Source organism: Streptomyces sp. MMBL 11-1, assembly GCF_028622875.1.
GTDB lineage: Bacteria > Actinomycetota > Actinomycetes > Streptomycetales > Streptomycetaceae > Streptomyces.
The window spans coordinates 7,721,786-7,741,924 of the sequence record NZ_CP117709.1 but is presented as its reverse complement, the minus strand read 5'-3'; the positions used below and the strand labels follow the sequence as shown (position 1 = coordinate 7,741,924).

At 72.1% G+C, this 20,139-nt stretch carries 18 protein-coding genes and 1 pseudogene; 7 read left to right on the top strand and 12 right to left on the bottom strand.

The features are described from left to right. The first annotated feature begins 17 nt into the window (after positions 1-17). Positions 18-266, top strand: a complete 249-nt coding sequence (rpsR, locus tag PSQ21_RS34190) for a 30S ribosomal protein S18 (protein WP_274035291.1) — start codon at positions 18-20, stop codon at positions 264-266. 232 nt (positions 267-498) lie between these two features. On the opposite strand, the gene PSQ21_RS34185 is transcribed toward rpsR, so the two are convergent. Then, positions 499-942: a subtilase-type protease inhibitor gene (locus tag PSQ21_RS34185; protein ID WP_274035289.1), complete on the bottom strand. Its 444-nt coding sequence runs from the start codon at positions 940-942 to the stop codon at positions 499-501. A gap of 523 nt (positions 943-1,465) precedes the next feature. Between PSQ21_RS34185 and PSQ21_RS34180 the strand changes: the two genes are divergently transcribed. The 4 genes and pseudogenes from PSQ21_RS34180 to PSQ21_RS37915 form a co-directional block, all read left to right on the top strand. Next, positions 1,466-2,266, top strand: a complete 801-nt coding sequence (locus PSQ21_RS34180; RefSeq protein ID WP_397989529.1) for an ABC transporter ATP-binding protein — start codon at positions 1,466-1,468, stop codon at positions 2,264-2,266. An 8-nt stretch (positions 2,267-2,274) separates the two neighbouring features. Continuing rightward, positions 2,275-3,249 (top strand): ABC transporter substrate-binding protein, encoded by a 975-nt coding sequence (locus PSQ21_RS34175; RefSeq protein WP_274035286.1) that lies wholly within the window; start codon positions 2,275-2,277, stop codon positions 3,247-3,249. Between the two features lie 2 nt (positions 3,250-3,251). Continuing rightward, positions 3,252-5,399 (top strand): iron ABC transporter permease, encoded by a 2,148-nt coding sequence (locus PSQ21_RS34170; RefSeq protein WP_274035285.1) that lies wholly within the window; start codon positions 3,252-3,254, stop codon positions 5,397-5,399. A 52-nt stretch (positions 5,400-5,451) separates the two neighbouring features. Next, a pseudogene (locus PSQ21_RS37915) lies at positions 5,452-5,566 on the top strand (LacI family transcriptional regulator); the annotation flags it as partial. Between the two features lie 43 nt (positions 5,567-5,609). On the opposite strand, the gene PSQ21_RS34165 reads toward PSQ21_RS37915, so the two are convergent. The 9 genes from PSQ21_RS34165 to PSQ21_RS34125 form a co-directional block, all read right to left on the bottom strand. Then, entirely contained in the window at positions 5,610-6,275 is a 666-nt protein-coding gene (locus PSQ21_RS34165; protein WP_274035284.1) for an ATP-dependent endonuclease, read from the bottom strand. A gap of 178 nt (positions 6,276-6,453) precedes the next feature. Then, a complete protein-coding gene (locus tag PSQ21_RS34160; protein ID WP_274035283.1) occupies positions 6,454-7,008 on the bottom strand; it encodes a MaoC family dehydratase in 555 nt (184 codons plus the stop codon). A 90-nt stretch (positions 7,009-7,098) separates the two neighbouring features. Next, positions 7,099-8,457, bottom strand: a complete 1,359-nt coding sequence (locus tag PSQ21_RS34155) for a hypothetical protein (protein ID WP_274035281.1) — start codon at positions 8,455-8,457, stop codon at positions 7,099-7,101. Continuing rightward, positions 8,444-9,469 (bottom strand): ornithine cyclodeaminase family protein, encoded by a 1,026-nt coding sequence (locus PSQ21_RS34150; RefSeq protein WP_274035279.1) that lies wholly within the window; start codon positions 9,467-9,469, stop codon positions 8,444-8,446. The genes PSQ21_RS34155 and PSQ21_RS34150 overlap by 14 nt, the downstream gene beginning before the upstream one ends. Continuing rightward, positions 9,466-10,335: an HpcH/HpaI aldolase/citrate lyase family protein gene (locus PSQ21_RS34145; protein ID WP_274035277.1), complete on the bottom strand. Its 870-nt coding sequence runs from the start codon at positions 10,333-10,335 to the stop codon at positions 9,466-9,468. Before PSQ21_RS34145 ends, PSQ21_RS34150 begins: the two co-directional genes overlap by 4 nt. After that, positions 10,332-11,585: an 8-amino-7-oxononanoate synthase family protein gene (locus tag PSQ21_RS34140; protein WP_274035275.1), complete on the bottom strand. Its 1,254-nt coding sequence runs from the start codon at positions 11,583-11,585 to the stop codon at positions 10,332-10,334. Before PSQ21_RS34140 ends, PSQ21_RS34145 begins: the two co-directional genes overlap by 4 nt. Beyond that, the gene (locus PSQ21_RS34135) at positions 11,582-12,451 is read right to left on the bottom strand and encodes a cupin-like domain-containing protein (RefSeq protein WP_274035274.1); all 870 of its coding nucleotides are present in this window, start codon (positions 12,449-12,451) and stop codon (positions 11,582-11,584) included. Before PSQ21_RS34135 ends, PSQ21_RS34140 begins: the two co-directional genes overlap by 4 nt. A gap of 39 nt (positions 12,452-12,490) precedes the next feature. Next, entirely contained in the window at positions 12,491-13,504 is a 1,014-nt protein-coding gene (gene dmpG, locus PSQ21_RS34130; RefSeq protein ID WP_274035272.1) for a 4-hydroxy-2-oxovalerate aldolase, read from the bottom strand. Beyond that, entirely contained in the window at positions 13,501-14,451 is a 951-nt protein-coding gene (locus PSQ21_RS34125) for an acetaldehyde dehydrogenase (acetylating) (protein WP_274035271.1), read from the bottom strand. The genes dmpG and PSQ21_RS34125 overlap by 4 nt, the downstream gene beginning before the upstream one ends. A 712-nt stretch (positions 14,452-15,163) precedes the next feature. On the opposite strand from PSQ21_RS34125, the gene PSQ21_RS34120 reads away from it, so the two are divergent. Together PSQ21_RS34120 and PSQ21_RS34115 are read left to right on the top strand one after the other, a co-directional pair. Continuing rightward, the gene (locus tag PSQ21_RS34120; RefSeq protein WP_274035269.1) at positions 15,164-16,429 is read left to right on the top strand and encodes an MFS transporter; all 1,266 of its coding nucleotides are present in this window, start codon (positions 15,164-15,166) and stop codon (positions 16,427-16,429) included. Positions 16,430-16,552: 123 nt separating this feature from the next. Continuing rightward, a complete protein-coding gene (locus PSQ21_RS34115; RefSeq protein ID WP_274035268.1) occupies positions 16,553-17,941 on the top strand; it encodes a hypothetical protein in 1,389 nt (462 codons plus the stop codon). An 84-nt stretch (positions 17,942-18,025) separates the two neighbouring features. Here PSQ21_RS34115 and PSQ21_RS34110 read toward each other — a convergent pair whose 3' ends face one another. Together PSQ21_RS34110 and PSQ21_RS34105 are read right to left on the bottom strand one after the other, a co-directional pair. Beyond that, complete coding sequence (locus tag PSQ21_RS34110; protein WP_274035266.1) at positions 18,026-18,766, bottom strand: dienelactone hydrolase family protein; 741 nt, start codon at positions 18,764-18,766, stop codon at positions 18,026-18,028. Between the two features lie 360 nt (positions 18,767-19,126). Continuing rightward, positions 19,127-20,128 carry a beta-ketoacyl-ACP synthase III gene (locus PSQ21_RS34105; protein WP_274035265.1) on the bottom strand — a complete coding sequence of 334 codons (1,002 nt, stop codon included), beginning with the start codon at positions 20,126-20,128 and terminating at the stop codon, positions 19,127-19,129. Between the last annotated feature and the right edge of the window lie 11 nt (positions 20,129-20,139).

Here is a 20,139-nt window from a genome sequence, read left to right as displayed (position 1 = left end):
GAGCACGAGGAAGTCCCATGGCACGTCAGCAGGACCCCCGCAAGCCGCTCAAGCCCCGACCGAACCCCTTGGACGCCGCCGGAATCACGTATGTCGACTACAAGGACACCGATCTGCTGCGGCGGTTCATCTCCGACCGGGGGAAGATCCGCAGCCGGCGGGTCACCCGGATCAGCGCCCAGCAGCAGCGTCAGATGACCGCGGCCATCAAGAACGCCCGAGAGATGGCCCTGCTGCCGTACTCCGGCTCCGCGGCGGGCAGGTAGCAAGCGACACCCCCGGCCCGGGGCCTTCCGGATGCGGCCGTCCGGTGACGGTGACGAGCCGACCGGGACGGGTCGCCGCCCGCCGCGGCGGAAACGGCTGGGGCGACCGCATGGCTCCCGGTCGTCGTGAACGGGTGGCGTGTGCGGGGCACGCCTGGCGGGGCGGATCACCGGACGCCTCGGTGGGAGGGTGGCGCGCTCCGTCACCCCGGCGTCGGCACGCCCTGGTGGGTCAGAAGGCGAATACGGCGTTGCCGTTCATGCTGCCCGCCATCTCGCAGGCGTTGCCGTACGTGGCGCTGAACTCGACCTGCTCGCCCTGCCAGACACCGTGGGCGGTCACCACGACCGGGTCCCACTGGCGAGTGCAGGTCCGGTTCGACGGGCCCGCGGTCAGTTCGGAGAACTCCCCCCGGACCGCCGCCAGTTCCTCGCAGGCCGCGGCGGGATCGGGATGCGTCCCCTCCGCGGTGGGAGCGCAGCTGAGCGTCACGGCCCGTTCGACGGTGGCGGTCCGCGGGTCCTCGCCGCCGGCCACGGTGAGGACGAGCGCCGAGGGCGCGTAGAGGCTCTCCGCCCCCGCCGGTGCCGCCTGGGCGGTGGCGGCCGCGAATCCGCCGAGCAGAAGGGCGCCGGCCGTGATGGTCGCGAAGATCGCGTGAGGGTTGTGTCGCATGAGTGAAGGCTCCTTGGTCGTGTGCCTGATTGCGGTCAGGAGTCTTACGCATGCGGAAAGTGAGCGCACATCGACGGCCAGCTTCCGGCCGAAGACAGGCGTTCGACCCGACCGAATGATCATTCGGGCAGCTCAGGCCGTGCGCGTGAACCGTCCAACATGTGGACGAACTTCGGCGGTTCAACGCAAAACCATCCCTTGACCTGCGGATACACAGAGAAGGCCCGGATGCGACCAGCCGCCCCTTCGACCGGAAAGCACCGCCACCCGGGGATCACCCGGGGTCGCGCGAGCCACGCGGATCACGCGGAGGACGCGATTCCGGATCCCTCTTGACCGGGGGAATTTAGGTTAGGCTAACCTCACGGTCGTGATCGCTTCTGCCCTCGACCGAGAAGGCCCGCCGCCACGTCGGCGCTCCGCGCCCGCCGCCGGTCCCACCACCGCGCCCCCCGGCGCCGAGCCCGGCCCGGCCGCGTCCTTCCCCGCCCCCGAAACCGCCGCCGGCCTCGACGCCCGCGGCATGACGATCGCGTACGACCGTACCGACGTCGTGCACGGGGCCGACCTCCGGCTGCCGCGCGGTCGCGTCACCGCGCTCATCGGCCCGAACGGCAGTGGGAAGTCCACCCTGTTGCGGGCCGTGGCCCGGCTGCACAAGGCCCGCGCCGGCAGCGTGACCGTGGCGGGCCAGGCGGAGGAGAGCGGACCCGTCGACGCCCTCGCCCTGTCGCGCTCCGACTTCGCCCGCCGTGTCACCCTCCTCGCGCAGAGCCGGAACGCACCGGCCGGCCTCAGCGTGCGCGACGTGGTCGGTTTCGGCCGGCACCCCTACCGGGACCGGCTCCGGGGAACCGATCCCGACGGCGCCCGGATGGTCGAGCACGCGCTGACCGTCACCAACCTCTCGGCGTTCGCCGACCGCGGGGTCGAGAGCCTCTCCGGCGGGCAGTTGCAGCGCGTCTGGTTCGCCTGCTGCCTGGCCCAGGACACCGACGTCCTCCTCCTCGACGAGCCGACCACCTATCTCGATCTGCGCTATCAGGTCGAGATCCTCGACCTCGTCCGCGACCTCGCCGACACCCACGGCGTCACCGTCGGGGTCGTGCTGCACGACCTGGACCAGGCCGCCTCCGTCGCCGACCAGGTCGTACTCCTGTCGTGCGGGCGGATCGTCGCCGCGGGCACGCCGACGGAGGTGTACGCCCCCGAGCGGCTCAGCGACGCGTACGGCATCCGCATCGACGTCGAACCCGACTCCTCCACCGGTATCCCGCGTACCCGCGCGGTCGGCCGCCACCACCTCCGTTCCGAAAGGCCCTGAACACCCCCATGAAGAACCAGCACCTGACGTGGCCCGCCCTCGCCGCCGCGGCCGCGCTCGCCCTCACGGCCTGCGGCACCACCGAGGCGCCGATGAAGGAGTCCGCCGGGAACAGCGCGGTGACGGTCACCGACTCGCGCGGCAAGAAGATCACGCTCGACGGACCGGCCAAGCGTGTCGTCGGGACCGAGTGGAACGTCGTCGAGACGCTCGTGACCCTCGGCGTCCAGCCGGTCGGCGTGGCCGACGTCAAGGGCTACACCGCGTACAACACCGCCGCGCCGCTCACCGAGGGCGTCAAGGACATAGGCACCCGGGGCGAGCCCAGCGTCGCCACGGTCGCGAGCCTCAAGCCCGACCTCATCGTCGCCACCACCGACCTGTCCGACTCCGCCATCGCGCAGCTCTCCAAGGCCGCCCCCGTCGCCGTGGTCCGCTCGGCCGACGCGAGCCGGCAGATCGACCAGATGGTCGACACCGTCGAGCTCATCGGCAAGGCCACCGGCAAGGAGGACAGGGCCGAGTCCGAGATCGGCTCCTTCCGCAAGGCGGTCGCGGACGGCAGGAAGAAGCTCGCGGACGCCGGTCTCGACGGCGAGAAGGTCGCCTTCGCCGACGGCTGGCAGGAGGGCAACCAGGTCTCGGTGCGCCCGTACGTCAAGGGCTCGCTGCTCTCCGACGTGAACACCGAACTCGGCCTCGTCGACCCGTGGAAGCTGAAGGGCGACAAGGCCTACGGCCTGGCGGCGACCGATGTCGAGGGCCTCACGAAGATCGGCGACGCGCAGTTCGCGTACATCGCCAACGACTCCGACGGCGGCGACCCGTTCGCCGACGGCCTCAAGGACAACGCGGTGTGGAAGTCCCTCCCGTTCGTCAAGAACGACGAGGTCCACCGGCTGCCCGACGGCATCTGGATGTTCGGCGGCACGGCGTCGATGCGCGACTACGTCGATGCCCTCGTCGGCGCACTGACCGCCTGACGATGCGTACACGCACCGCAACCGCCCCGCCCGCCCCCGTGCAGACGGGGACGGGCGCGGCCGGTCCGCTCGGGGCCGCGCCCCCGGTGGCGGCCGGCCCGCCGGCCCGCCGCGGCCGGATGTTCCTCCTCGCGATCGCGGGGATCGTCGCCCTGGCCGCCCTCGCGATCGTGCACGTGGGTCAGGGCACCGCCGCCGTGGACCTGCACACGCTCTGGCAGTTGGCGACCGGGGCCGCTTCCGACCGGAGCGCCGACGAGCAGACGGCGGCCGTGGTCCTGGACTCCCGGCTGCCCCGGCTCGCCGCGGGGCTCCTCGTCGGCTGCGCGCTCGGCGCGGCGGGCGCGGCCCTCCAGTCGGTGTCACGCAACATGCTGGCCTCCCCCGACACGCTCGCCGTGAACGCGGGCGCGTACCTCGCGGTGGTCGCCGTCGCCGCGTTCGGCATCACGCTGCCCGCGCTGCCGGCCGGGGCCACGGCGTTCCTCGGCGGACTGCTGGCGGCGGGCGTCGTCCTCGGCCTGTCCCGGGCGGGGGCCGGGCCGATCCGGCTGGTACTGGCGGGTTCGGCGCTCACCCTCGCCCTGTCCGGGCTGAGCGGGATGCTGCTGCTCCTGCGCTCCCAGCAGACGACCGGGCTGTTCGCCTGGGGCAATGGTTCGCTCGCCCAGATCGGCATGCAGTCCATCGACCGGCTCGCCCCGGTCGCGCTCGTGGCGTTCGCCGGACTGATGCTGCTGGGCAGGCGGCTGGACATCCTCGCCCTCGGCGACGACGGCGCCGCGGTCGTGGGCGTGAGTCCCCGGCTGACGCGCAGCATGGCCGTGATCCTCGCCGTGCTGCTCGCGGCGGTGTCCGTGGCGGTCGCGGGTCCGGTCGGCTTCGTCGGACTGTGCGCGCCCGCCGTGGTCCGCCTGCTGAGCACCTGGATCCCCGGCCTGGTCCGGCACCGCGCGTTCATCCCCGCGTCGGCGCTCGCGGGTGTGCTCGTGGTACTCGGCGCGGATGTGCTGTTGCGCGCGGTGTTCGGCGCCCGGGCGGGGGCCGAGGTGCCCACCGGCATCGTCACGACCTGCTTCGGCGCGCTCGTCCTGGTCGTCCTGGCCTACCGGTCGCGCGACATGGGCACGGACAGCGGCTCGACGGCGTTCACCCGGCTGCGCGGCCGGCGGGCGTTCGTCCTCACCCTGGTGGCGACGGTCGTGGGGCTCGTCGGAGCGGTGGTGGCGGCGACGCTGTTCGGCGACGCGACGCTGCTCCTGGGCGACGTGGGCAACTGGCTCGGCGGCCGGGCGGGGCAGTTCGTCGGTTACGTCCTCGACACGCGCGTCCCCCGGGTCGCCGCGGCCCTGCTGGCCGGTGCGGCGCTGGCGGTGGCGGGAGCCGTCGTCCAGGCGGTGTCGCGCAATCCGCTGGCGGAGCCGGGGGTCCTCGGCGTCGTCAGCGGGGCGGGGGTCGGGGCGGTCGCCGTCCTCACCGTCGTACCGCTGGCGAGCTTCTGGCTGATCGGCGGCTCCGCGCTGGCCGGCGCGACGGCCGCCGCGGCGCTGGTGTTCGGTCTGGCCGCCCGCCGCGGGCTGGAGCAGAACCGCCTGGTGCTGATCGGTATCGGCGTCCAGGCCGGTGCGGGCGCGTTCGTGAGTCTGCTGATCGTGCTCACCGACCCGCACAACGAGACCAAGGCGCTGGCCTGGCTCGGTGGTTCGACGTACGGGCGGACGTTCCCCGAGCTGATCCCGGTGCTGGTGGGCCTGGTGGTCGCGCTGCCCGCCCTCGCCCTGATGCGCCGCGAGCTGGACCTGATCGGGCTGGACGACGAGACGCCCGCCCTGCTCGGGGTGCGGATCGGTGCCACCCGGCTGGCACTGCTGAGCCTGGCCGTCCTGCTGACGGCCGGAGCCGTGGCGGCGGTCGGCGTGATCGGGTTCGTCGGCCTCGTCGCCCCGCACGCGGCACGCGCCCTGGTGGGCCGCGGACATGTGCGGGTGATACCGGTGAGCGCGCTGCTCGGCGCGCTGCTGGTGGTCGTGTCGGACCTGGTCGGCCGGACCGTCATCGCCCCGGCGCAGATCCCGGTCGGACTGCTGACGGCCGTGATCGGCGCCCCGTACTTCATCTGGCTGCTCTGGCGGTCGCGCCGCGAGGGGTGAGCGGGCGCCGGGGCGGGGCTCGGTCCGGACGCCCTGGGGGAGCTGCCCAGGACGGGAGCTGCCCACGGAACGGTTCGACGTGGCGGCGGGGCGGGCGGGGGGCCGGCTGCCGGGGCTGCCCGACCGTCCGACCGTCCGACGCAGTGTTCTGCGCCGACGACCTGCTCACCCGGCCGGACGGCCACGCTTCGGTCAGACGGCCACCTTCGGTCAGATGTGGGAGAGGAGTCCGTCCAGCGGTTCCGGCAGGCGTGCGAGGTCCAGCGCTTCCGTCAGCGCTCGCGCGTAGTGCTCCTTGCGGCCGCCGATGGTCCCCATGAAGCGCCGCAGCTGCGCCTCGACCGTCCGCTCCCGCTGGGCGGGCTGCCGTTGGAAGATCCGGAAGGAGCGCAGGTCGCCCTGGGCGTCGACGACCTGCTGGACGCCGTCCGAGCCGAGTGCCCGGATCAGCTCGTCCTCCAGGTCGGCGTGGCAGGTGAAGAAGCCCAGCGCCTCCAGGTCGCCGGGGGCCGGGGCGAGGCCGAAGCCGGTCCGCTCCAGGCCCTGGCGGAAGAAGCGCTCCTCCGCCGCGTCACACAGCCCCGCGGGCCGGGCGTCGAGCCCGTCGGGCCCCAGCAGGCGCAGGTAGCGGGTGATGCTGGTGGCGCCCCCGAGCGGCACGACCACGACGCCCTCGGCGCTCAGGGTGCGCCCCTGGCGCTCGGCGAGCGCCTCGACCGCCGCCCGGTCGCTGACGCCCTCGACGAGCACGACGGTGCGCAGGCTCAGACGGGCCGCCAGCTCACGGGCGGCCCGGGCCTCGGCGGGCACGGGGGCGTCCCCGTCGCCCGCGGCCCAGGACATGACCGTCTGCCGGAAGCGCGTCGCTGTGTCCACGGGGCCAGTGTCGCACCGTGATCGGCGGGGACGACAAGGGTTTTCCGGGCCGTGGGCCGGGGCTGTTCCCGGGTACGTCAGCGGGCCCGGCGAACGCGGTGTGTTTCCTCCGCCGGTCAGGGCCGGGTGTCCGACGGGCTGGGGGAACGGGGCGGTACGGGGTCGGCGGCCCGGTGCGCTACGCGGTCTCGCCGTCCTCGTCGGCGGCGGTCGCGTCCTGGCCTCCTTGGCCCTCGGGCGGGTCGGGCAGCTCACGGCACCGGACCATGAAGGACCGCTCGAAGACGATGACGGTCTCTCCCGTCGACTTCGTGCCCGTCGTCTCCACGGTGATGATCCCCTGGCCCGGCCGGGACCGGGACAGCCGCTTGTCGAGGATGCGGCTCGTCGCGTAGAGGGTGTCGCCGACAAAGACGGGGCTCTTCAGACGGACCTTGTCCCAGCCCAGGTTGGCCACCGCCCGCGCCGACAGCGCCTGCACGGTCATTCCGCCGACCAGGCACAGCGTGATACCGCTGTTCACCAGGACCCTTCCGTACTCGGCGCCGGCGCCGTAGTGCTGGTCGAAATGGAGCGGGTGCTGATTCATCGTCAGCAGGGTCAGCCAGGTGTTGTCGGCCTCGGAGAGGGTACGGCCCGGCCAGTGGCGGATCACCATGCCCGGCTCGAAGTCCTCGAAGTCCCCGCCGTGCTCCTCGACGTACTCGTTGTCCTTGACGTGACGCAGGGTCATGCGGCATCTCTCCGGTGATATCACTCGATCAGGGGGCGGCGGCGCGGACGGCGCACCGACGCCGGGGGCGGAGCGTGCGGGGTGCTGCCGTCAGATCGCCACCATGACGTTGTCGGAGCTGCTCGTTCCTCCTCGGACACTGACGATCCCGGCGGAACCGTCGCCGAAGAAGCGGCAGAACAGCCCTGCCGGACGGCCGCCGAACAGCAGAGGCCCCAGCACCGGGGCGACATCGACGTCGTACGGCTCGTCGACCCCGTCGGCGATCAGCGCGACCCGGCAGGTCCCCGGTCGCACGAACTCCTGCACCACGCTGGTGCGGCCCTGGACGGCCTCGCCGACGGCGGACTCCCACGCGGCCTGATCGGTCTCGCGGCCGATGAGCACTTGTTGCCCGCTCTCGCCCAGGGCCGCCTTGAGCACCAGCAGCTCGCGGTTCTTCAGCACGAACGGCAGCAGGTCGACCTGCCGGCCCTCGCGCTCGGTCCTGCGCTCGGAGAGGATCCGCGTCCACGGCAGGTACCGGTCGATGAGCCTGCGGTCGCCCTCGGTCATCCAGGGCCGTCCCTCCGACAGGAGCCCCATGGTGAGCTTGCTGTGCAGGAAGGTCGATGTCTGGGTGCCCACGAGCAGGCAGCCGTGGTCCAGGGCGTCCTGGACGGGAGTGGTGTCCAGGCCCGCGTCGAGCCAGTCCGGGATGGTGAAGTTCCGCAGTCCGACCGGATGGCGCAGATGCGGGGCGCAGTCCCATGCCTCGGACAGCTCCTCCGGCTCGAAGAAGCGTGCGGTCAGGCCGTGGCTGTTGTAGTAGTCGGCCTCCATCTCGAAGTACCGTCGCTCCACTCCGGTCACCCGGGCGCTGCCGACGACGGCCACCCTCGGCGCCACCGCCGACTCCGCGCTGAGCGACCGGAACATCTCGGCACGTACGGCGAACGGGTCCGGCGAACGGAACGGGGCCCGGCCCTCCTCGTCGGCGTGCAGCCCGTGCCACACCGCCAGACGGCTCCGGGTCTCCACCACGCCACCGAGCGCGCCGCTGACGTTGAACTCCAGGAACTGCGGCCCGTCGGGCCCGATGACCAGGTCCGGACGGACCACGGAGTCGGCGTAGCGCTCCTCGACGAACGGGTCGCGCATCCACAGCCGGTCCTCGGTGGCGGGCATCCCGTAGGCCGCCAGCCTGTCGGCGGTGGTGTGCCCGCTCTCCAGGGCGGCGCGGCGCAACAGATCGACCAGCGCGACGCTCGCCCGGAAGATCTCGGCATAGGCCGCGCGCGGGATCGCCAGCGGCGCGGCGGGAAGAACCCTCTGGTACGGCCAGCCGGTGTCCCGCAGCTCGTGCCGCAGCATGTGCCGGATCGTGTCCGCCGACGCGGCGGGCCTCAGCCGGTGGCGGCCGAACCACGGGTGCCCCTGTCCTGGACCGAGGTCCTCATGCGTGTCCATCCGGCGCTCCCTCCTTCGTTCGCGGAACGGCGGTCGGACCGCCGGTTCCCCGCTCGGCCGTACCGCGCTCCTCGAACAGCGCCACCGCGGCGGCGGTGTCCTCGATGGCCATGCCGACCGTGCGCAGGACCGTGGTCCGGCCGGTGACGCCGCCCCCGCCGCTCACCAGATCGCCCAGTTCGCGCAGGTCTTCGGCCCTGATCAGGCCGTCGGCCAGGGCGGCCCGGATCTCCCCCGCCCCGTCCAGCGCCGCGGCCCGGTCCTCGACGAGGGTCACGGCGCCGACCAGCAGGGCGGGGGCGAGCTCGACGGCGTCCGGGTGGGTTCCGCCGATCACGTTCACATGCGCCCCGGGGGTCACCCAGTCCGCCTCCACCACGGGTGTGCCGTCGTCGGTCGAGGTGGCGGTGCAGATGATCGCCGCGTCGGTGACGGCGTCCCTCGCGGTGTCGCAGACCGTCACGCGCACGGGTCGTGATGCGGTGTCGCGGATCAGGTCTGCGAGCTTCTCGGCCCCGGCGCGGGTGCGCGAGTGGACGCGGACGGTACGGACCGGGCGTACCGCCGTCACCGCCCGGACGAGGGCGCGGGCCTGCACCCCCGCGCCGATCACCGCCAGGTCGTCGGCGTCGTCGGGGGTGCACCAGCGGGTCGCCAGGGCGGCGACCGCGCCGGTGCGGACGGCGGTGAGCTCGGCGCCGTCCAGGAGCGCGGTGATCTGCCCCGTCTCCAGATCGGTGAGCGCGACGACTCCGTGGATCAACGGCAGCCCGCGGTCCGGGTTGTCGGGGGTGAGCGTGGTGATCTTGACGCTGCCCACCCCGCGCTGCTCCCAGACGGCGGGGCTGACCAGGAGGACACGCCGGTCACCGTGCTCGACGACCGTGCGGGCCGGGGACCTGGTCCGGCCGGCGGCCAGGTCGGCGAACATCTCGCCGAGCACGTCGATGACGCGGAGCATCCGCCGGGTACCGGCCATGTCGGCGGCCTGGACCATCACCGGCGCGCTCACGCGGTTCCACCGTCGCGGCCGAACCGGCTGGTCCAGGCGTCCTCGCGCGCCACGGTGGTGCGGGCCAGCCGGGCGAACGGCGGGCCGACCATGTTGCCCTCCAGGACGGCTATCCCGCCGTCGGCCGCCGTCACGGCCTCCACCACTCTGCGGGCGTGTCCCAGCTCGTCGGGCCTGGGCCGCAGGAGCCGGTTGATCACATCGAGTTCGCCCGGGTGCACCGTGGCCTTGCCGTGGAAGCCGAGCGCCCGCACCCGGGTGGTCTCCTCGGCCAGGACCGCCGGTTCGGCGAGCCGGTAGTTGGCGGTGTCGACGCACGCCGTGCCGTGCCGGGCGCAGGCCAGCGCCATCGCCTGCCGGGCGGCCAGCATGGCCTCCCAGCTGATGTCGACACCGAGCGTGGCGGCCAGATCGGCCGAGCCGAGCACCAGTCCGTCGGCGGAGCGCGCGATGGAGTCGACGCGGGTGACCGCCTCGACCGTCTCGACCGTCACGTAGATCTCGGGGGTCGCGCCCGTCGAGGCCAGCATCCGGCGCAGCAGGTCGACCTCGTCCGCCGAGGTCACCATCGTCATCAGGACGATGCCGGGCCGCACCGGGCTCTCGGCCAGCATCAGGACGTCCTGGACCCCGGCGAGGCTGCCGAGTTCGTTCATCCGCACGGCGACGTGCCCCGGCCGCGGTGTCTTCTCCAGCGCGGCCCGGCAGACCGTGCGGGCGGCCTGCTTGTCGGCGGGCGGTACGGAGTCCTCCAGGTCGATGAGGTGGACGTCCGCGTCGTACGACCAGGCCTTCACCACCTTCTCCGGCGACAGGGCCGGCGTGTAGAGGATGCTGCGCGGAATCGCCCGTGCCGCCCCGGTCACCGGGACACCGCCCCGGCGGCCGCGGCCGCCGGGCGCGCCCCGGCCTCGATCAACGCGCCGCCGAGCCGCTTGATCTGCTCCGCGCTCTGGCCGGCCCGCAGCATCACCCGCAGTCCGGCGGTGCCGCGTGCGACGATCGGGAAGAACACCGGTGAGGTGTAGAACCCTGCCGCGAAGACCTGTTTGGCCGCCTCGACGACCGTGTCGTCGGCCATCGGCACCACCCGGATCGGGTAGGTGCTGTCGGCCTGCTCGGTCAGGACGAGCGAGTCGAACAGCGCGATGTTGGACCGCAGGCGCTCCTGCAGCCGGGTGAGCTCCTCGGTGCGGTGGATCTCGGCCGAGGCGAGTGCCGCACCGACGGCGGCGGCGTTCATCTTCTGCGAGTAGCCCAGCGGGCCCGCGAACCGTTCGATGAGCCGGCGCGTCTCCTCGGGGTAGCCGTCGAGCAGGATCGCCGTGCCCCCGGCCCCGAATCCCTTGGTCAGGGTCGCCACGGTGATGGTCCGCTCGTCCAGCACCGGGGAGTGCGTGCGTACGTAGCCGATGCCACGCTCGCCGTACGCGGACAGCGAGTGCGAGTCGTCGTAGAAGACCATGAGGTTGTACTTCTCCTGCAGTTCGGCCAGTTGCCCGACGGGCGCGTAGCCGCCGAGGCTGTCCGAGCCGTCCACCACGTAGCAGACACGTTCGTAGGTGCGGCACATGTCCTCGAGGAAGTCGAGGTCGTGGTGGCCGCAGGTCACGACCTCGCTCTCGTCGGCGCAGCTCGGCTTGGCGTTGGCCAGGGAGACATGGGCGTTCTTGTCGAACACCATCAGCGGTCTGGTGCCGTTGCCGAGGTGTCCCGACGCGATCATCGGCAGCAGGCCGGTGCTGGCCGCCGCGGTGGAGAGCGCGCTGATCACCATCGCGCCGAACAGCTCGCCCAGCGACTCCTCCAGCTCCAGCAGTACCGGTGTCTGGACGCGGGTGCGCGGGATGCAGTGGTCGAGCACCCCGAAGCGGCGCAGCGAGTCGACCGCGCCGTCGATGACCTTGGGGTGGGTGTCCAGGTCGAGGTAGGAGCAGACGGTGAAGTTGACGAATTCATGCCCGTCGGGCATGTGGAACACGCCGTCCTCCAGGTCGCCGACGATGCCCGCGACCCCGTTCTCGTAGGACTGGTTCCAGAAGGCGTTGCCGATCCCGATGAGTTTGTCGTTGTTGCGGTACCGGTGGGTGGGGGTGATGGTCCTGCGCTCGCTCATCGGGAGTTCCCCTCGGTGGGCTTGTAGCTGTAGACGCCCTTGAGTCTCCGGTAGGCGTACGTGTACAGGGCGACGCCGAGCACATGCGGCCTGCGGAGGATCTTCTTGGACTTGAGCCAGAAGTTGACGTTGATGTTCATCTCGCCCAGCGACTCGGCCTGGTGCCACCAGCCGAGCGGCAGATAGAGCATGTGTCCCGGTTCGAGGACGAAGTCGCGGCGCTGGGCGAGTCCGGCCGCGAGCCTCGGGTAGCGCGACAGGTCGACGTCGTCGAGGTCGACGACGTTCGACTTGTCGCCGAACCCGCGCAGGACCGACCTCGGGTAGTAGGCCCGGACGCCGGGTGGAGCGATGATGAACCGCTTGCGGCCCTCCAGCGCGATGTTGAAGTTCTCGAACTCGTCGAAGTGGTTCTTGGTGAACACGCCGCGGTGGCTGATCCACAGGTTGGCCGCGTACAGGCTGTCGCCGTAGCCGAAGAACTCCTCGGCGTCGAAGCCGATGACGGCGTTCACGTCGGCCGGACTGCTGCGGATGTTCGACACCACCCGGTGCCAGGTGTCCGTGCTGGTCAGGTGCCGCTCGTCCGCGAAGAACTCGCGGAGCTTGATGTCGCGTGTCTCCCAGCGCCCCGGGTGGTTCTTGTCGCCCGGCTCGGTGAACAGGGTGACGGTCATCTCGGCCAGGCGCGCGGCCACTTCGTCCCGTCCGAGTCCCTGCACGTCGGCCGGCAGCTTGATCACCACGGGTCGGTCGGCCTCGTACAGCCCCCGGGGGCCCACGGTCAGGAACTCGTCGAACGACATACGGGTGATCTCGACACCCGCCGTCCCGTTCGAGCCGGGCACAGCTTCCGGAACTGCCATGTCGCTGGTCCTCCTCTCTTCGCCGGGTCTCATGCCGCGTCAGCCGTCGGCGCCGCGGCCGCTCAACTCCGCCACCACGTCCACGATCAGGTCCTCCTGGCCGGCGATGGCCTGCCGTCGGCCGAGTTCGAAGAAGACCTCGCGCGGGTCCACGCCCGCGGCCCCGGAGAGTTCGACGACCCGGTGTTTGAAGCCGGAGAACACTCCCGCCAGGCCGCTGACGATGCTCATCGAGGCGGTCACCGGTGGGGCGGGCATGAGTTCGCGCTCGGCGAGGTCGGCGGCGTCCAGCAGCGCGTACAGGTCGATGCCCGTGGCGTACCCGCTGCGCTCCAGCACCGGCACCACCACTTCGAGCTGGGTGTTGCCCGCCCCGGCTCCGAAGCCACGGGCGCAGCCGTCGATGATCTGGGCGCCGGCGTCGGCGGCGGCCACCGAGTTGGCGACGGCCATTCCGAGATTGTTGTGTCCGTGGAAGATCACCGGGGCGGCGCCGACCGCCTCGACGATCGCACCGATCCTCGCGGTGACGTCCGGAGGGAGGAAGTGACCCGCGGAGTCCATGATCCCCACGGCCTGCGCTCCGTATCCGACGGCTCGTGCGGCCTGCTCGGCCAGTTCGTCCGGGGAGGCCATATGACTCATCATCAGGACGCAGTGGGCTTCGACGCCCGCGTCCCGCAGGAAGCCCAGATGGTGTTCGGCCAGGGACGCCTCGGTGGCGTGCACGCCGACGCGGAAGACGTCGACCCCGTGGGCGATCGCCCGCCGGAGGTCGTCGGAAGTGCCCCAGCCGGGCAGCATGAAGGTACCCAACCGGCTGTGGCGCAGCGCCTCCCGGACGGTCGACAGCATCTCGTCGTCGGTCGCCGCCGCGAGCCCCACCTGCAACGAGGAGGCGCCGAGGCCGTTGCCGTGGCCGACCTCCACCACCGGGATCCGCGCCGCGTCCGCCGCCTCCGCGTAACGGCGCAGTGCGGTCAGTCCGAGCTGGTGGCGGACGGCGTGCTGGCCGTCGCGCAACGTCGGGTCGTGGATCACCAGTCGCTTCACGACGTCACCCCCGTCCGTGCCGCCCGGTCCGGCCGGGCCGCGTACTGCTCGGCGACCATGACGGCGGCGGCGTTGATGATGTCGAGGTTCCCGGCGTACGGGGGCAGGACGTCACTGTGCGCCGTGACCTTGAGGACGATCGTCACCAGATCGCCGGCCGCGGTGCAGGCGACGACCCGGTACCCGGGGGCGAAGGACCGCACCTGCTCGGCCGCCCGGCCGACCACCGCGCGCACCGCCGCCGGATCAACGTCGGGCACCCGTGCGTGGATGACGGTGCGGAAGGTGGCCGGCGGCACCGCGGGACTGATGTTGAGGATCACCTTGACGTCGCGCACGCCGGAGAACGTCGTCACGGCGTGACCGGTGGCCGTCACGTACTCGTCGAGATTCAGTCTGGTCGCGCGGCCGGCCACGTCGCTCGCCACGGTCGACACGACTTCCAGGTACGTCACCGGGAAACGGGCCGCGAGCGCGTGCACGACCGGGACGGACGCCTGTCCGCCGCAGCTGATCAGATTGACGTTGCGCGCGGCCTCCGCCGCGACCCCGGTCACGGTGGGCGCCACCATCTGCCCGACCTTGCTGGGCGTCAGGTCGATCACCAGCGTCCCGAGCGGCTCCAGCAGCGGCCAGTGGTCCCGGTGGGACGCGGCGCTGGTGGCGTCGAAGACGACGTCGAACGGGCTCGCCGCCGCCAGTACGGCGTCGATACCCGCTGCGGTGGTGGCGCAGCCGAGGCTCTCGGCGTACCGCAGACCCGCCGAATCCGGGTTGCGTCCGGCCACCAGCCGGCAGTCCAGCGTGGGTGACCGGTCGATCTTGCTGACCAGATCACGCCCGATCGCCCCGGTGCCGATGACGGCGACCGTCACCTTTTCGACGATGTCCGGCCGGTTTTCGACGATGTCCGGCCGGGCGTGCGCCAGGCTGTCCGCGAGACTCACCGTATGCCTCCGGGGCGCCGGAGGTGGCGGACCAGGGGATGGCGTAAGAGACGACGGCGGGCGCCGGTCGTCTGTCTCGCCGCATCGGGTTCGTAGGTTCTCATGAACGTTGTTCCCACCCTTCCATCTGCGCGCGGCTGGTCCGTGGCAGTCCTGGCCACGGGCAGCCAGGTGCCTCACCGGGGATTTCCGTTCGTTGCGGACCGTCCGCCGAAGCGGGCGGTCACGATGCCTCTTCCTGCAGACCTCGGCCGGCCATCGGCCGGCCATTGCTTCAGTCGTCGATGAGTCGTCGATCAGCTGGCGATCAGTCGTCGGTCAGTCGTCCGTGCCGTCAGCCGCGGAGAGCCGAAGCCCCGTTCACGGCATGTCCTCCCCTGCGTGCGCGTCCATGACCGCCGGTCCACCCGCCCAGCGGCGGTGAACATATCAGAAGACCGCAGGACACAACCCCCCTCTTTCACACATGATTTGATCTTCGTTGGGAGGCGCTCGGCCGGTTCGTCCGGCACATGAGCGGCGGTGATGAGGCGCTCCCGGCGGAGCCCGATCGTCCTCTCGACTCCACCGCGGACGCCGACTACTCTCGGGAACCCCGCGCACCTGGCTGTGCGGGCCTCGGCGAACGACGACGGGCTGGTGGCGTCGACGGCGGGGCAGCCACATCGAAGGGGGAGGCAATGTACTGCCGGTCGCGCTGCCACGCGCTTTCATGACCGCGTCGACGACCGACAAGGCCGACGCGCGACGGCCCCTTCTGGGACGTGACTTCTCCCGGCTGTGGTGGTCCGCCGCGGTGTCCTCGCTCGGTGACGGGGCCACGATCGCCGCCGCGCCCCTGCTGGCCACCCGTCTGACCGACGACCCCCGCCTGATCGGTGCGGCCTCGGTCGCCTTCACCGCGCCCTTCCTCCTGTTCGGCATCCCGGCAGGGCTGCTGGTGGACCGCATCGACATCCGGGCGATGATGGTGCGCGTCGACGTCGGCCGGGCCGTCCTGCTGGCGGTGCTCACCCTCGGGATCCTCGGTGGCTGGGGCGGGTTGCCGCTGCTCTACGTGTGCATGTTCCTGCTCGGCGTCGGCGAGGTCCTCTGCCGCAACGCGGCCCAGGTACTCGTTCCCTTCATCACCCCGAAGGCCGGACTCTCCACCGCGAACGCCCGCATCATGGCCGCGCAGGAGGCCGGTACCGGCTTCATCGGCCCGCTCCTCGGCGCGCTGATGTTCGGTGTGGCGACGGCCCTGCCCTTCGGCGTGGACGCGGCCACCTTCCTGTGCTCCGCCGTCCTGATCAGCCGCATCCGCCGCACCCGGCCCGTCGAGCGCGGACCGGACAGGACCGGCGTGCTGTCGGAGATGCTGGCCGGCGCCCGATGGCTGTTCTCGCATCACCTGCTGCGCAGCCTCGCCCTGGTGTCCTGTCTGATCAACCTCGCCGGGAGCGCGATGCTGGCGGTCCTCGTGGTGCACAGCGGGAAGGTGCTGGGCCTGGGTCCGTTCGGGTACGGCGTCCTGCTCGCCTGCCAAGCGGTGGGAGCCGTCGTGGCCTCACGGTTCGCGCCCGCGCTGACGGAACGTCTCGGCCGGGAAGGAGCGCTGGTCGCCACCGCCGTCCTGATCACCACGAGCGAGACGGTGCTCGCCGCCGTGCCCTCGGTGTACGCGGCCGGCCTGGCCCTCGCGATCTTCGCGTGCGGGACGGTGACGTGGAACGTCGTCGTGGTCGTCCTGCGGCAGACCCTGGTGCCGCAGCACCTGCTCGGGCGGGCGAACAGCGTCTACCGGCTCGTGGCCTGGGGCGGACTGCCCGTCGGCGCGGCGGCCGGCGGCATCGTCGCCGCCGAGGTCGGCACCCGCGCCGTGTTCGGCTGCGGCGCGGTCGTCATGGCGATGGTCGCGATGGGGCTCCTCGTGGGCGCCCGCCGACGGTGGATCACCCGCGCCGACCCGGCTCCGCGAACGACGGGAACGGACTGAGCGGGCAGCCGTCCGCCGCGGGGCGCCGGCACCGAACCGAACACGGGACCGTACGCGGCACGGCACCGTACCGAACGCGGGACCGTACCGAACAGACGGGTCCATTCCGGAAAGGGACACCCCATGACGACCACGAGTCCGCCCACGCCCCCCAGGTCGCGGTTGGGCCACGTGTACGGGGAGCAACTCGCGCGGAACGGGTCGACGGGCCGCCCCACGGCCGCCGCGCTGGAGTCCGCCACCCTGAGACTGGCGTACCAGGACCGGTTCCTGGACGGTCCCGCCTTCCTCGGCGAGAGCGAGCTCCGCACCCTCGTGGGAGACCTCCACACCGTCTACGGGTTGCTGCGCTCGCTGCCGGAGCGCCGGTTCGGCGGAAGCACCACCGCGCTGGCCGCGGCGGTCGGCCTGGACCCCTCGGCATCGGCGCTGATCACGCGGAGCGCCCGGACCGGGTCGCTCCTCCCGCTGGGGCGGGCCGACCTCTATCACGACGGCGCGGGGTTCAGACTTCTCGAATTCAATATCACCAGCGCGCTCGGCGGCTTCGAGAACGCCGACATCAACCGGGCGATGCTGGCCTATCCACCGCTCGAAGCGTTCGTACGGCGGCACGGACTCCGCTACGAGGACACACTGGGCCACATGGTGCGGACCATGTACGCCGAGTGCGCCGCGAACATCCCCACCGACCGGGCGCCCGTCGTCGCCGTGGTGGACACGGTGGAGAACTTCGCCGTCGTGGGACCTCGACTGCGGGTGTTCGCCGAGAAGCTGGCCGACTTCGGGGTCGAGGGGATCGCCTGCGACCTCGGCGAGATCACGTACCCGAACGGTCGTCCGACGGCCTCGGGGCGAACCATCGACGTCGTCTTCCGGTACTTCCTGCCCGAAGACCTCGTCGACCCCACCGCGGCGGCCGGGCTGGAGCCCCTGCTGACCGCGGTCGAGCAGGGCAGGCTGGGCCTGTTCAGCCGTCTGGACGCCGAGCTGTACGGCAACAAGGGCACCCTGGCGATGCTCTCCGACGAGGAGCACCGCGACCTGTATGATGCCGCCGAACTGGCGTGCCTCGACCGGATCCTGCCATGGACGCGGTATGTGCGCCCCCACGCCACGGACCCCGGCGGCACCCGGGTCGACCTGCTCGCCCATGCCCTGGGCCACCAGCACGAGCTGGTCCTGAAGCCGACGCTGCTGCACGGCGGCAACGGAATCATCGCCGGCTGGACGGTGGACCCGGCCGAGTGGGAGAGCAGGGTCACCTCGGCGATGAACGGCCCGTTCGTGCTCCAGCGCCGTGTACGTCCCTGCGCCGAGCCGTTTCCCGACAGCGCCGGCGGTGTGCGGGATCTCTTCCTCAACTGGGGCGTCTACCTGAGCGCGCGCGGCGCCGGGGACGACGGCTACGCGGGAGGTTTCGTACGGGGCAGCGCTGATCCGGCCGTGGGGGTGGTCAGTATGGGCAGCGGCGCCACGGTCGGCTGCGTCTTCCACGGCGGCGACCGCTGACTCCGGTTCTCCGGTGCGGGCTCGACGGGCGGGGCCGGCCGTGCCCGACGCCGGCCGGACCTGGCGCCGTCGTGTCCGCCGGGGTCATGCCCCCGGATCCTCCGTCACGGGCAGGCACTCGGTCAGCAGGTCGACGACGTCGCGCCAGGCTCGCCGTGCGTGCCGTGGGTGGTAGCCGACGCCGGGGACCACACGGTGGGCGACCGGCGGGTGATGGAAGGCGTGCAGGGCGCCGCCGTAGACCGTGAGGCGCCAGTCGACGCCCGCCGCCCGCATCTCAGCGGCGAACGCGTCCCGTTGCGCGGGCGGCATGATCGGGTCCTCCGACCCGACCCCGGCCCACACCGGGCAGCGAATGCGCGCCGCCTCGCCCGGCCGGCCCGTGGTCGTCGCGTTGACGGTCCCGATCGCGCGCAGGCCGACGCCGTCGCGCCCGAGTTCGAGCGCGACGGCGCCCCCGGTGCCGTAACCGATCGCGGCGATCCGGTCGGGGTCGGTCCGCGGTTCGGAGCGCAACACGTCGAGCGCCGCACGGCCGATGCCCCGCATCCGGTCGGGATCAGCGAGCAGCGGCAGACAACGGGCCAGCATCTCCTCGGGGTCGGCCAGATAGCGCCCGCCGTGAAGGTCGAAGGCCAGCGCCACATACCCCAGCTCGGCGAGCGCGTCGGCCCGGTGGCGCTCGACGTCGCTGAGCCCCGTGCCCTCCGGTCCGAGGAGCACGGCAGGCCGGCGGTCGACACCGGCCGGGAGCGCGAGGTGCCCGGTCATCGTCAGACCGTCGGCCGGATACTCGACCGTACGCGCCGTCGTCATCGTCGTCATGAGACCGGACTGTAGTGACCGTCGAGCCCGGCCCGAGCGGTGTTCTGCCGCCGGCAGAACAGTGCGGGCATCCCTCCGGAACACGGCGGGGGCTCACCCGAACCATCAGCCCCCGTCCCTTTCGGGCCGAGCAGCGCGGCCCGTTCCTGTCCGAGCCGCCCGAACGCGCCGCGGATGTGGCCGACGGTCCCGCTCGCCCCGGCAGAGTGACGGTGCGCCCCAAATCGCTCCGGCGGCTGCGCCCGGGCGGCGCACCGAGCGGACGGCCCCCGCCGGTACCCCCGCGTCGGACGACGCGGGGGTACCGGGAGGACACGACGGGCATCCCCCTCCTCGGAGTTGTCCTCACGGCACCACCGTTCAGGGCAGAGTCACGACACACCCGGCGTAGGACAGGCCCGCTCCGTATCCGAGCAGCAGCGCCGTGTCGCCGCTCCTGGCGGCACCCGACCCGAGCAGCGCCTCCATGGCCAGCGGGATCGACGCACCCGAGGTGTTCCCGTTGTCGATGATGTCCTTGCTGACGATCACCGCCGGAGGGAAGCCGATGCGGGACGCCATGGCGTCGATGACGCGGGCATTGGCCTGGTGGGGAATGAAGACGTCCAGGTCCTCGACCCCGAGGCCGGCCGCGCTCACCGCCCGCAGCGCCACCTCGGGCATCTGGTAGACCGCCCACCGGAAGACGCTCTGGCCCTCCTGGCGCAGCGAGGGGAACTCGGTGTCGGGCGCGTCCCTGAGGGCGGTCCACGGTTCCGTCTGGCTGATGACGTCCGCCTGGGAGCCGTCCGCCCCCCAGACCACCGGGCCGATTCCGGGGGTCTCCGAAGGGCCGACGACCACGGCCCCCGCGCCGTCGCCGAAGATGAAGGCGGTCGAGCGGTCGTGGAGGTTCAGCAGGTCGGTCATGCGTTCCACGCCCACCACCAGGACGTGGCCACCGCGAGCCCGGACGGCGTCGGCGGCGAGCGCCACAGCGTGCACGAAGCCCGCGCACCCCGCCGAGACGTCGAACGCCGCCGCGTGGGTGGCGCCCGTGCGGTGAGCGATCCGCGCCGCGACGGCCGGTGTCTGCATCAGATGGGTGAACGTGGCCACGATGACGCAGTCGATCTGCGCGGGGTCGGTCCCGGCCGCTGCCATGGCCTTGTCCGCCGCCTCGCTGCCCATCGCCTCCAGGGTCTCGTCGGGCTCGGCCCAGCGGCGGTTCACGATGCCGGTCCGCTGGCGTATCCACTCGTCCGTCGACTCGATGTACCGGCATACCTCGTCGTTGCCCACGACGCGCCGGGGCCTGTAGGCGCCCACCCCGAGGATGCGGGCGTGGCGTGTCCCGACCGGGGTGGTGATCTCTCGTTTCACGGCACCTTCCA